The sequence below is a fragment of the Bacillus sp. LK2 genome, from assembly GCF_001043575.1.
GTDB classification, from domain to species: Bacteria; Bacillota; Bacilli; order Bacillales; family Bacillaceae_G; genus Bacillus_A; species Bacillus_A paramycoides.
On the sequence record NZ_LDUK01000027.1, the window covers coordinates 20,361 to 33,529 of the forward strand.

Annotated in this window: 14 protein-coding genes; all 14 read right to left on the reverse strand. The window is 41.0% G+C overall.

Going from position 1 to position 13,169, the window contains the following annotated elements; genetic code table 11:
• The 14 genes from rpsC to rpoC all read right to left on the reverse strand — a co-directional run bounded on the left by rpsC (position 1) and on the right by rpoC (position 13,136).
• Positions 1–660 carry a 30S ribosomal protein S3 gene (gene rpsC, locus VK90_RS17915; RefSeq protein ID WP_000529958.1) on the reverse strand — a complete coding sequence of 220 codons (660 nt, stop codon included), beginning with the start codon at positions 658–660 and terminating at the stop codon, positions 1–3.
• Between the two features lie 3 nt (positions 661–663).
• Entirely contained in the window at positions 664–1,005 is a 342-nt protein-coding gene (rplV, locus tag VK90_RS17920; protein ID WP_001148024.1) for a 50S ribosomal protein L22, read from the reverse strand.
• A 17-nt stretch (positions 1,006–1,022) separates the two neighbouring features.
• Entirely contained in the window at positions 1,023–1,301 is a 279-nt protein-coding gene (gene rpsS, locus VK90_RS17925; protein WP_000124454.1) for a 30S ribosomal protein S19, read from the reverse strand.
• Between the two features lie 60 nt (positions 1,302–1,361).
• Entirely contained in the window at positions 1,362–2,192 is an 831-nt protein-coding gene (gene rplB, locus VK90_RS17930) for a 50S ribosomal protein L2 (RefSeq protein ID WP_000511584.1), read from the reverse strand.
• 28 nt (positions 2,193–2,220) lie between these two features.
• Entirely contained in the window at positions 2,221–2,511 is a 291-nt protein-coding gene (gene rplW, locus VK90_RS17935; protein WP_001205559.1) for a 50S ribosomal protein L23, read from the reverse strand.
• Positions 2,511–3,134 (reverse strand): 50S ribosomal protein L4, encoded by a 624-nt coding sequence (gene rplD, locus VK90_RS17940; protein ID WP_001127261.1) that lies wholly within the window; start codon positions 3,132–3,134, stop codon positions 2,511–2,513. The genes rplW and rplD overlap by 1 nt, the downstream gene beginning before the upstream one ends.
• A gap of 25 nt (positions 3,135–3,159) precedes the next feature.
• Positions 3,160–3,792: a 50S ribosomal protein L3 gene (gene rplC, locus VK90_RS17945; RefSeq protein WP_000160209.1), complete on the reverse strand. Its 633-nt coding sequence runs from the start codon at positions 3,790–3,792 to the stop codon at positions 3,160–3,162.
• Between the two features lie 34 nt (positions 3,793–3,826).
• A complete protein-coding gene (gene rpsJ / locus VK90_RS17950; RefSeq protein WP_001040595.1) occupies positions 3,827–4,135 on the reverse strand; it encodes a 30S ribosomal protein S10 in 309 nt (102 codons plus the stop codon).
• 400 nt (positions 4,136–4,535) lie between these two features.
• The gene (gene tuf / locus VK90_RS17955) at positions 4,536–5,723 is read right to left on the reverse strand and encodes an elongation factor Tu (protein WP_048374300.1); all 1,188 of its coding nucleotides are present in this window, start codon (positions 5,721–5,723) and stop codon (positions 4,536–4,538) included.
• A gap of 117 nt (positions 5,724–5,840) precedes the next feature.
• On the reverse strand, positions 5,841–7,919 hold the full coding sequence (gene fusA, locus VK90_RS17960) for an elongation factor G (RefSeq protein ID WP_025149625.1): 2,079 nt from the start codon (positions 7,917–7,919) through the stop codon (positions 5,841–5,843).
• A gap of 206 nt (positions 7,920–8,125) precedes the next feature.
• Positions 8,126–8,596 (reverse strand): 30S ribosomal protein S7, encoded by a 471-nt coding sequence (gene rpsG / locus VK90_RS17965; RefSeq protein ID WP_001137492.1) that lies wholly within the window; start codon positions 8,594–8,596, stop codon positions 8,126–8,128.
• Positions 8,597–8,625: 29 nt separating this feature from the next.
• The gene (gene rpsL, locus VK90_RS17970) at positions 8,626–9,048 is read right to left on the reverse strand and encodes a 30S ribosomal protein S12 (RefSeq protein WP_001142341.1); all 423 of its coding nucleotides are present in this window, start codon (positions 9,046–9,048) and stop codon (positions 8,626–8,628) included.
• Positions 9,049–9,162: 114 nt separating this feature from the next.
• Positions 9,163–9,411, reverse strand: coding sequence for a 50S ribosomal protein L7ae-like protein (locus VK90_RS17975; RefSeq protein WP_000121833.1), 249 nt, complete (start codon positions 9,409–9,411; stop codon positions 9,163–9,165).
• Positions 9,412–9,524: 113 nt separating this feature from the next.
• Complete coding sequence (rpoC, locus tag VK90_RS17980; protein WP_048374301.1) at positions 9,525–13,136, reverse strand: DNA-directed RNA polymerase subunit beta'; 3,612 nt, start codon at positions 13,134–13,136, stop codon at positions 9,525–9,527.
• Positions 13,137–13,169 lie beyond the last annotated feature (33 nt).

Here is a 13,169-nt window from a genome sequence, read left to right on the forward strand (position 1 = left end):
TTATTTTCCTCCTTCCTCAGAAGCTTTCTTTTTTGTAGGAAGGACTTCTCCACGGTAGATCCATACTTTTACGCCTAATTTACCGTATGTTGTATCAGCTTCAACTGCTGCATAGTCAATATCAGCGCGAAGTGTATGAAGTGGAACAGTTCCTTCACTGTAAGATTCTGCACGAGCGATATCAGCTCCGCCAAGACGACCAGAAACCTGTGTTTTAATACCTTTAGCACCTGCACGCATAGCACGTTGAATAACTTGCTTTTGTGCACGACGGAATGATACACGGTTTTCTAATTGACGAGCGATGTTTTCGCCTACTAATTTAGCGTTAAGATCAGCTCTCTTAACTTCTAAAATGTTGATGTGTACACGCTTGCCTGTTAATTGGTTAAGAGCTTTACGAAGTGCTTCAACTTCAGTACCACCTTTACCAATTACCATACCAGGTTTTGCAGTGTGAATTGTAACATTTACACGATTTGCTGCACGTTCGATTTCTACTTTAGCAACAGCAGAATCTTTTAAGCGTACAGTAATGTACTCACGGATTTTGATGTCTTCATGTAATAATGTAGCGTAATCTTTCTCAGCGAACCAACGAGATTCCCAGTCACGGATAACACCGACACGAAGACCAATTGGATTAACCTTCTGACCCATCGATTATCCCTCCTTCTTTTCTGATACCACAACTGTGATGTGGCTTGTGCGTTTGTTAATTTGGCTTGCACGACCCATTGCACGTGGACGGAAACGTTTCAACGTTGGACCTTCGTCAACGAAGACTTTTTCAACAACTAGGTTGTTAATATCCATCTCATAATTGTGCTCTGCATTTGCGATTGCAGATTTTAAAACTTTTTCTACAACTGGAGAAGCAGTTTTTGGTGTGTGGTTAAGGATAGCAATCGCTTCACCCACTTGCTTACCTCGGATTAAGTCTACTACTAAACGAACTTTACGAGGAGCAATACGAACTGTTCTCGCTACTGCTTTAGCTTGCATTGAAGTGCCTCCTCTCATTATCTTCTAGTTTTCTTATCGTCAGCAAGGTGACCTTTATACGTACGAGTTGGTGCGAATTCACCTAACTTATGGCCAACCATATCCTCAGTGATGTACACAGGTACGTGTTTACGACCATCATATACAGCGATTGTGTGTCCGATGAACTGAGGGAAGATAGTTGAACGGCGAGACCAAGTTTTAACAACTTGTTTTTGCTCAGATGCAACTAATTTTTCCATTTTGCTCATTAAGTGATCATCGACAAATGGTCCTTTTTTTAAGCTACGAGCCATTTTGGTGCCTCCCTTCGTGATTGGCGTACGGTTCTTGAAACGAACCGTACTACAATCCCATTATTTTTTACGACGACGAACGATAAATTTATCAGACGCTTTGTTTTTCTTACGAGTCTTGAATCCAAGAGTTGGTTTACCCCATGGAGACATTGGAGACTTACGTCCGATTGGAGAGCGTCCTTCACCACCACCGTGTGGGTGATCAACCGGGTTCATTACAGAACCACGAACTGTTGGGCGCTTACCTAACCAGCGAGAGCGACCTGCTTTACCGATTTTGATAAGTTCGTGTTGTTCGTTACCTACTTGACCGATTGAAGCGCGACAAGCAGATAATACTAAACGTACTTCACCAGAAGTTAAACGTACAAGTACGTATTTTCCTTCTTTACCAAGTACTTGAGCAGATGTACCAGCAGAACGAACTAATTGTCCGCCACGACCAGGCTTAAGCTCGATATTATGAACAACAGTACCTACTGGAATGTTGATTAATGGTAATGCGTTACCGATTTTAATGTCAGCTTCAGGGCCAGACATAACTTCCATACCTACTTCTAAAGTTTTAGGAGCAAGAATGTAACGTTTTTCACCGTCAACGTAGTTAATTAATGCGATATTCGCAGAGCGGTTTGGATCGTATTCGATCGTAGCAACGCGTCCTGGAATTCCATCTTTGTTACGCTTAAAGTCGATGATACGGTATTGACGCTTATGTCCGCCACCTTGATGACGTACAGTAATTTTACCTTGGTTATTACGACCAGCCTTTTTGCTTAAAGGAGCAAGTAAAGACTTTTCCGGTCTGTCAGTCGTGATTTCAGCGAAATCATTCGTAGTCATGTTACGACGACCGTTAGTAGTTGGATTATACTTTTTAATTCCCATCTCAATTTCCCTCCTTCTTTAGTAAGAATTAAACGCCTTGGAAGATTTCGATTTCTTTGCTGTCAGCAGTTAGCTTAACGATTGCTTTACGACGACGGCTAGTAAAACCAGCGTGACGACCAACGCGTTTTGCTTTCGGCTTGTAGTTCATGATGTTTACTTTGTCTACATTAACACCAAAGATCGCTTCTACAGCGTCTTTAACTTCTGTTTTATTAGATTTAACGTCCACGTCGAACGTGTATTTTTTTTCAGCCATCATTTCCATAGAACGTTCAGTGATAACTGGGCGCTTAATGATATCACGAGGATCTCTCATTATGCAAGCACCTCCTCTACTTTTTCCACTGCCGCTTTTGTCATGATTAGCTTATCATGATGAAGCACATCTAGCACGTTTACGCCATCAGCAGTGATTACTGTTACTCCAGGGATATTGCGAGCAGATAACTCTACAGATTCGTTTGCATCAGCAGTTACGATAAGAGCTTTCTTCTCAACAGTTAATCCTTTAAGTACTGCTACCATGTCTTTTGTTTTTGGTGCATTTAACACTAGGTCTTCAAGAACTACAATGTTGTTCTCAACTACTTTAGTAGCTAATGCAGATTTGATTGCTAAACGACGAACTTTCTTAGGAAGTTTGTACGCATAGCTTCTTGGTGTAGGTCCGAATACCGTACCACCACCACGCCATTGAGGAGAGCGGATAGAACCTTGACGAGCACGTCCAGTTCCTTTTTGACGCCATGGTTTACGACCACCACCGCGAACTTCAGAGCGAGTTTTTACTTTGTGTGTACCTTGACGTAAAGACGCACGTTGCATCATTACAGCTTCGAAAAGTACAGCTTCATTTGGTTCGATACCGAAAATAGCTTCAGCTAATTCGATTTCACCAACCTGTGAACCAGTTTGGTTATATACAGTAACTTTTGGCATTGGAATTCCTCCTTCCTATTGTGAATTATTTGCTAACCTTCACAGCGCCTTGAACAACTACAAGAGATTTCTTAGCACCTGGAACGTTACCTTTTACTAGTAATAAGTTGCGCTCAGTGTCAACTTGAACGATTTCTAAGTTTTGGATAGTAACTTGGTCTCCACCCATACGTCCAGCAAGTTTTTTGCCTTTGAATACACGGTTCGGAGCAACTGGGCCCATTGAACCTGGACGACGGTGATAGCGAGAACCATGAGACATAGGTCCGCGAGATTGTCCGTGGCGTTTAATTACACCTTGGAAACCTTTACCTTTAGAAATTCCTGTTACGTCAACGATTTCACCTGCAGCGAAAACTTCAACTTTTACCTCTTGACCAACCTCTAATCCGTCCACGTCTGCATCGCGGATTTCGCGAATGAAGCGCTTAGGAGTTGTAGATGCTTTAGCAGTGTGGCCTTGTTCAGGTTTGTTAGTTAACTTTTCACGTTTGTCTTCAAATCCTAACTGGATTGCATTGTAGCCATCAGTTTCAGTTGTTTTCTTTTGAAGAACAACGTTTGGATTAGCAGCGATTACCGTTACTGGGATTAACTCACCGTTCTCAGCAAATACTTGAGTCATACCGATCTTTCTTCCTAAGATTCCTTTGGTCATGAGTTACACCTCCTACATTTTTAAGTTATATAAATTATAGTTTGATTTCGATATCTACACCAGATGGTAAGTCTAAACGCATTAATGAATCTACTGTTTGCGGAGTAGGACTCACGATATCGATTAAACGTTTGTGTGTGCGCATTTCGAATTGCTCACGAGAATCTTTGTACTTATGAACAGCACGAAGAATTGTGTAAATAGTCTTCTCAGTTGGTAATGGGATCGGACCAGAAACTGTTGCCCCAGAACGCTTAGCTGTTTCTACAATTTTCTCAGCTGATTGATCAAGAATACGGTGATCATAAGCTTTTAAACGGATACGAATTTTTTCTTTTGCCATTATTTTCCCTCCTTCGTTCGCCTATTTCTAAAATAGACCTTCTCCATGGAAATTTCCCCACACCATGCCATGGCAAAGCGGCCGGGTGTGTCAGCAACCTTCCACTTCATCGCAGTCAAAGACCAACATTGTCTATTATACAATGTTATTCGTCTAGATGCAAGCATCTTTTTGTTTGCATCTGCTTTTCTCTACTTTTGCTATTATACATGGCACTTTAAAGAATATCAAGTTTTCATCTAACAGAATTCATTTTACAGTTTTTGGGTTTTGAGTTTGTTGAATTTATATTATTATAGAAGAAACTCGTCAAAACATAAATAAAATGATCTCATTCATTATATAAACACAAACAAAAAACCCAAGGGAAGATCCCTTGGGTTTTATATATCAGTTAAGATTACTCAACGATAGTTGCAACTACACCGTAACCTACTGTACGTCCACCTTCACGAATAGAGAATTTAGTTCCCTCTTCGATAGCGATTGGAGCGATAAGTTCGATAGTCATTTCGATGTTGTCACCAGGCATTACCATTTCAGTACCTTCTGGTAATTGGATGATACCAGTTACGTCAGTTGTACGGAAGTAGAACTGTGGACGGTAGTTAGCGAAGAATGGAGTGTGACGTCCACCTTCTTCTTTAGATAATACGAAAACTTCAGCTTTGAATTTAGCGTGTGCTTTTACAGAGCCAGTTTTAGCAAGAACTTGTCCACGTTGGATGTCTTCACGAGCAACTCCACGAAGTAGAGCACCGATGTTGTCTCCAGCTTGAGCTTGGTCAAGAAGCTTACGGAACATTTCTACACCAGTTACAGTTGTAGAAGCATTCTCTTCAGCAAGACCGATGATTTCTACTACGTCACCAACTTTAACGATACCGCGCTCAACACGACCAGTTGCAACTGTACCACGACCTGTGATAGAGAATACATCCTCGATAGGCATTAAGAATGGTTTGTCAGTTTCACGTTCTGGAGTTGGGATGTAAGCATCAACTTCAGTCATTAATTCGATGATTTTTTCTTCCCACTCAGCTTCTCCTTGAAGAGCTTTAAGAGCAGAACCTTTAATTACAGGAATATCGTCGCCTGGGAATCCGTATTCAGATAATAGGTCGCGAACTTCCATTTCAACTAATTCTAATAATTCTTCGTCGTCTACCATGTCGCATTTGTTTAAGAATACAACGATGTAAGGAACACCTACTTGACGAGAAAGAAGGATGTGCTCACGTGTTTGAGGCATTGGGCCATCAGCAGCAGATACTACTAAGATACCGCCGTCCATTTGAGCAGCACCAGTGATCATGTTTTTAACATAGTCAGCGTGACCTGGGCAGTCAACGTGTGCATAGTGACGAGTTTCAGTTTCGTACTCAACGTGTGCAGTTGAGATTGTGATTCCGCGCTCTCTTTCTTCTGGAGCAGCGTCGATTTGATCGTATCCGCGTGCTTCAGCACCACCAGCTTTTGCAAGAACTGTAGTGATCGCAGCAGTTAATGTAGTTTTACCATGGTCAACGTGGCCGATTGTACCGATGTTAACATGGGGTTTAGAACGTTCGAATTTAGCTTTAGCCATTCTAAATTCCTCCTTAGTTTATATAGGTTATTTTATATTTAGACTAGAAAGCGAGACATAAGCCTCACTTTCTAAGCTTACATAAGTAGTTATACTTGAACAATCGATAAAAATCAATTATTCACCTTTATTTTTTTTAATAATTTCTTCTGAAACAGACTTCGGTACTTCTTCATAATGATCAAATGTCATTGAGAATGTTCCGCGTCCTTGAGTGTTAGAACGTAATGACGTTGCATAACCGAACATTTCAGAAAGTGGAACCATAGCGCGAACAACTTGTGCGTTACCGCGAGCTTCCATACCTTCTACACGTCCACGACGAGATGTTACGTCACCCATAATGTCACCCATGTACTCTTCAGGAATTACAACTTCAACTTTCATCATTGGCTCAAGAATTACTGGGCTACATTTAGAAACCGCAGCTTTAAGCGCCATAGATGCAGCGATTTTGAACGCCATCTCAGAGGAGTCAACATCATGGTAAGATCCGTCAACTAATGCAGCTTTAATGTCAACTAGTGGATAACCAGCTAGTACACCATTTTTAAGTGCATCTTCAAGACCTGCTCCAACAGCTGGGATGTATTCACGTGGAACTACACCACCGACGATCTTGTTTTGGAATTCGAATCCTTTACCTTCTTCATTAGGTTCAAACTCAATCCAAACGTGACCGAATTGTCCACGACCACCAGATTGACGAGCGAACTTACCTTCAACTTTCGCAGCAGCGCGGAAAGTCTCACGGTATGCTACCTGAGGAGCACCAACGTTTGCTTCCACTTTGAATTCACGGCGCATACGGTCAACGATGATATCAAGGTGAAGTTCACCCATACCAGCGATGATTGTTTGGCCAGTTTCTTGGTCAGTGTGAGCACGGAATGTTGGATCTTCTTCAGAAAGCTTAGATAATGCTGTACCCATTTTATCTTGGTCAGCTTTAGATTTTGGTTCGATAGCTACAGAGATAACTGGTTCTGGGAATTCCATAGACTCAAGGATAACAAGGCTCTTCTCGTCACAAAGAGTATCACCAGTAGTAGTATCTTTTAAACCTACAGCAGCAGCGATATCACCAGCGTAAACTGTTGAAATCTCTTCACGGCTGTTAGCGTGCATTTGTAGGATACGACCTACACGCTCACGCTTACCTTTAGTTGAGTTTTTCACGTATGATCCAGAGTTTAACACACCAGAATACACACGGAAGAACGTTAACTTACCAACATAAGGGTCAGTCATGATTTTGAATGCTAGAGCTGCGAATGGTTCTTCATCGCTAGACTTACGTTCTACAGCTTCATCTGTATCCGGAAGAGTACCTTTAATAGCAGGTACATCTAATGGAGATGGTAAGTAGTCAATAACTGCGTCTAACAGAATTTGAACACCTTTATTTTTGAATGCAGAACCACAGATTACTGGGAAGAATTCAACAGAAGTTGTAGCCTTACGGATACCAGCTTTAAGCTCTTCTACAGTGATTTCTTCACCTTCTAGGTACTTCATCATCATTTCTTCATCAAGCTCAGCTACCGCTTCAATAAGTTTTCCACGGTATTCTTCAGCTAGTTCTTTGTGCTCTTCAGGAATTTCAACACGCTCGATGTCTGTTCCTAAATCGTTACTGTACATGTAAGCACACTCTTCAACAAGGTCAATGATACCATTGAACTCGTCTTCAGCACCGATTGGTAACTGAATTGGATGTGCGTTTGCTTGTAAACGATCGTGGATTGTTCCTACAGAGTATAAGAAATCTGCACCGATCTTATCCATTTTGTTAACGAATACGATACGAGGTACGCCATAAGTAGTAGCCTGACGCCAAACAGTTTCTGTTTGTGGTTCTACACCAGATTGTGCATCAAGTACTGCTACCGCGCCATCAAGTACGCGTAAAGAACGTTCTACTTCTACTGTGAAATCTACGTGTCCTGGAGTGTCAATGATATTTACACGGTGACCCTTCCATTGTGCTGTAGTTGCAGCAGAAGTAATTGTGATACCACGTTCTTGCTCTTGCTCCATCCAGTCCATCTGAGATGCACCTTCATGAGTTTCACCGATTTTATGAATACGTCCTGTGTAATACAGAATACGCTCAGTTGCTGTTGTTTTACCAGCATCGATGTGAGCCATGATACCAATATTACGAGTGTTTTCTAAAGAGAACTCTCTTGTCATTTGGTGTCTTGCTCCTTCCATATATGGATTGGATTATTTTATTTTAAGTAGCAAAAAAGCCACTTTATATTGTTACATATGCCAGTGTCCAGTACCCTCATTATGTAAAACGAGCGCCCAACGAAAGGGAGAGGCATTCTCCCTCTCCACACTTCCATAAGCGACAAATAAAGCGGTTTATGCTTACATTTATTTTACGTTGAATCCTACCAACGGTAATGAGCAAATGCTTTGTTAGCTTCTGCCATTTTATGAGTGTCTTCACGTTTCTTAACAGATGCACCAGCGTTGTTAGCTGCATCTAAGATTTCATAAGCTAGACGCTCTTCCATAGTTTTTTCACCACGAAGACGAGCATAGTTTACTAACCAGCGAAGACCTAAAGTTGTACGGCGTTCTGGACGAACCTCAACTGGAACTTGGTAGTTAGCACCACCAACACGACGAGCGCGTACTTCAAGAACAGGCATGATGTTCTTAAGAGCTTGCTCGAATACTTCCATAGGTTCTTTATCTGAACGTTCACGAACGATATCGAAAGCGTTATAAAGAATTGTTTGAGATTTACCTTTTTTACCGTCAACCATCATTTTGTTGATTAGGCGTGTTACTAGCTTCGAATTATACATTGGATCTGGTAACACGTCACGTTTCGCAACAGGTCCTTTACGAGGCATATTGAGTTCCTCCTTTCATTATAAGTTTATTATTTTTTAGCAGGTTTTGGTCGCTTAGTACCATATTTAGAACGTCCTTGCATACGTTTGTCAACACCAGCTGTATCAAGCGCACCACGAACGATGTGGTAACGTACCCCTGGTAAATCCTTTACTCGACCACCGCGAATTAATACTACGCTATGCTCTTGTAGGTTATGACCGATACCTGGGATGTAAGCTGTAACTTCAATACCATTTGTTAAACGTACACGAGCGTATTTACGTAACGCTGAGTTCGGTTTCTTTGGAGTCATTGTACCAACACGAGTACATACACCACGTTTTTGAGGTGCAGAGATATCAGTTGATTTTTTCTTTAAAGAGTTAAAACCTTTGTTTAACGCAGGTGATTTAGATTTCCATACTTTATCAGTACGACCATTTCTCACTAATTGGTTAATAGTAGGCATTTGATTATCCTCCCTTCGCATGTTTGTATGACCACATATCCAGGTGGTTCATTATTAGTTGAAAACAAAGTTTTTGCAAGGGAGAGCAAATGCTCTCTCCTCACAAAAACAGTTTTAACTTATTATTCCTATTGCTGAAGCTCCCACTTGAATCCCCGAAACTTTTCCAAGTTTACGAACTGATTCAACTTTGGTTATGGGTATGTTATGTTGCAAAGCAGTACGAATGATAACATGAGTTAACCTCACATCAGCATCTTCCGCAATGACAACTTCTTTAACTATACCATTTTTAATTGCTTCCAATGTTCGCTTATGACCAACGACTACATTTTCAGCATTTGACACTTTTTGATAAGACATATGAATATCCTCCAAAGCATCGTTCAGGAGCAACCTTGATTATAGTAACATTTTGACTCATACAATGTCAACTAAGATTAGCTGTTTTTATACAAAATTTACGACGGAAAATTTTACTGTTCCACATAAACTTCATCGTTTTCTACATTCATGTTATCTTGTGTTGTTTTTACAAGATCCACTTTGCGATAACGATTCATACCTGTTCCAGCAGGAACAAGCTTACCGATAATAACATTTTCTTTCAATCCTAGGAGCTCATCGCGTTTACCCTTAATTGCTGCATCTGTTAGAACACGAGTTGTTTCTTGGAACGATGCTGCAGATAAGAACGAATCAGTTTCAAGTGAAGCTTTAGTAATACCAAGTAGAACAGGTCTAGCTGTTGCTGGTTGTTTACCTTTCAGTAACACCTTCGCATTCGCATCAGTAAACTGATGGATATCTAGTAATGTTCCTGGTAATACATCTGTTTCACCCGCATCGCTTACACGAACTTTACGTAGCATTTGACGTACCATTACTTCTACGTGTTTGTCACCAATTTCTACCCCTTGCATACGGTATACTTTTTGAACTTCACGTAATAAGTATTCTTGTACTGCTGTAATGTCCGTTACTTTTAGTAATTCTTTCGGATCAATAGAACCTTCTGTTAACTCTTTACCATGGCTAATTGGCTGTCCTGGAGTTACTTTCAGACGAGCACCGTAAGGAATAGCATACGTACGAGCTTCAACTTCACCCTGTACAACTACTTCTTGGCGATCTTTAACATCGTTGATCGCTGCGATAACACCGTCGATTTCACTGATAACTGCCTGACCTTTCGGATTACGAGCTTCGAAGATCTCTTGGATACGAGGTAAACCTTGTGTGATATCATCTCCGGCAACCCCACCTGTATGGAACGTACGCATCGTTAACTGTGTACCTGGCTCACCGATAGATTGAGCTGCGATAATACCTACCGCCTCTCCTACTTCTACGTCTGTACCAGTTGCTAAGTTACGACCGTAACACTTCTTACATACACCGTGGCGAGTATTACACGTAAATGCTGAACGAATGTTTACAGTTTCAACACCCGAATTTTCAACGATATGAGCGATATCTTCAGTAATTAATTGGTTTTCACTAACTAATACTTCACCTGTTTCAGGATGTTTTACAGTTTTTCTTGCAAAACGTCCAACAAGACGATCATATAGTGACTCAATAACTTCATTACCCTCTTTAATCGCACCAATTAGTAAACCGCGATCTGTTCCACAATCATCTTGACGAACAATTACATCTTGTGCAACGTCTACAAGACGACGTGTTAAGTAACCAGAATCGGCAGTTTTAAGTGCTGTATCGGCAAGACCTTTACGTGCACCATGCGTAGAGATGAAGTACTCAAGTACTGTTAAACCTTCACGGAAACTTGATTTGATCGGAAGCTCAATGATACGACCAGATGGATTGGCCATCAGACCACGCATACCAGCAAGCTGAGTAAAGTTCGATGCGTTACCACGGGCACCGGAATCACTCATCATGAAGATTGGGTTGCGTTTATTCAAGGATTTCATCAGCTTTCCTTGGATAACATCTTTTGCATTACTCCAAATAGAGATAACACGATCGTAACGTTCTTCTTCCGTGATTAAACCGCGACGGAATTGTTTAATTACATTATCTACTTTTGCTTGTGCTTCGTGGAGAATTTCATCTTTTTCACCTAATACAAGAATGTCAGATACCCCAACTGTAATACCAGCTTTTGTAGAGTATTTAAATCCTAAGTTTTTCATACGGTCAAGCATGCGAGATGTTTCCGTAATTTGGAAACGCTTGAATACTTCCGCAATGATGTTACCAAGGATTTTCTTGCTAAATGGCGCCACTTCTTCGCGACTAGCAATAATTTCTTTAATGTTCGCACCTTTTTCAACGAAATATTCCGCTGGTGTTTCTTTTTCAAGGTTTGAGTTTGTCGGTTCATTAATATAAGGGAACGACTCTGGTAAGATTTCGTTAAATATTAATTTACCAACTGTTGTTAATAGAAGCTTACCTTTTTGCTCTTCAGTAAATGTTACGTTATTTACTGAACTTGCAGCAACTGCAACACGTGTGTGCAGATGTACATATCCATTTTGGTATGCAAGTATTGCTTCGTTTGCATCTTTGAAGACCATACCTTCACCGATTGCACCCTCGCGCTCAAGTGTTAAGTAATAGTTACCTAATACCATATCCTGAGATGGAGTAACAACTGGTTTACCGTCTTTCGGGTTCAAGATGTTTTGTGCCGCTAACATAAGAATACGAGCTTCTGCTTGTGCCTCTGATGATAACGGAACGTGAACCGCCATTTGGTCACCGTCAAAGTCCGCGTTGTATGCAGTACATACAAGTGGGTGAAGACGGATTGCGCGACCTTCTACTAACGTAGGTTCAAACGCCTGGATACCTAGACGGTGAAGTGTTGGTGCGCGGTTTAGAAGTACTGGATGCTCTTTGATCACAGATTCTAAAACGTCCCAAACTTCAGGTTGTACACGCTCGATTTTACGTTTAGCACTCTTAATGTTGTGTGCTAATCCTTTTCCAACTAACTCTTTCATAACGAAAGGCTTAAACAATTCAAGCGCCATTTCTTTCGGTAATCCACATTGGTACATCTTTAAGTTCGGTCCTACAACGATTACAGAACGGCCAGAGTAGTCAACACGTTTACCTAATAAGTTTTGACGGAAACGTCCTTGTTTACCTTTAAGCATGTGAGATAGTGATTTTAATGGACGGTTACCTGGTCCAGTAACTGGACGGCCACGACGACCATTATCGATTAATGCGTCTACAGCTTCTTGTAGCATACGTTTTTCGTTTTGAACGATGATGCTTGGTGCACCTAGGTCCAATAGACGTTTTAAACGATTGTTACGGTTAATTACACGACGATATAAGTCGTTTAAGTCAGAAGTAGCAAAACGTCCACCATCTAACTGTACCATCGGGCGTAGTTCTGGTGGGATAACTGGAAGAACATCTAAGATCATCCAAGATGGGTGATTTCCAGAGTTACGGAATGCTTCTAATACTTCTAGACGTTTAATAGCACGAGTACGGCGTTGTCCTTGTGCTGTTTTTAATTCTTCTTTTAAGAAGTCTACTTCTTTATCTAAATCGATATCTTGCAGTAGCTTTTTAATCGCTTCTGCACCCATAGCAGCTTGGAATGTGCTGCCATATCGATCACGATATGCACGGTATTCTTTTTCAGAAAGTAATTGCTTCTTATCAAGTGGTGTATCTCCACTTTCTGTTACAACATAAGAAGCGAAATAAATTACTTCTTCAAGCGCGCGAGGGGACATGTCTAAGACAAGTCCCATGCGGCTCGGGATACCTTTGAAATACCAAATATGAGATACAGGAGCAGCTAATTCGATATGGCCCATACGTTCACGACGAACTTTTGCACGCGTTACTTCAACGCCACATCGATCACAAACTACACCTTTATAACGTACACGTTTATATTTTCCGCAATGACATTCCCAGTCCTTTTGTGGTCCGAAAATACGCTCACAGAACAAGCCATCTTTTTCAGGCTTTAACGTACGATAGTTAATTGTTTCTGGTTTCTTAACTTCACCGTATGACCAAGAACGAATCTTGTCAGGTGAAGCAAGTCCAATCTTCATATATTCAAAGTTATTTACATCTATCAAGGGGCCTACCTCCCTTTTAGTCTACAGGTTATC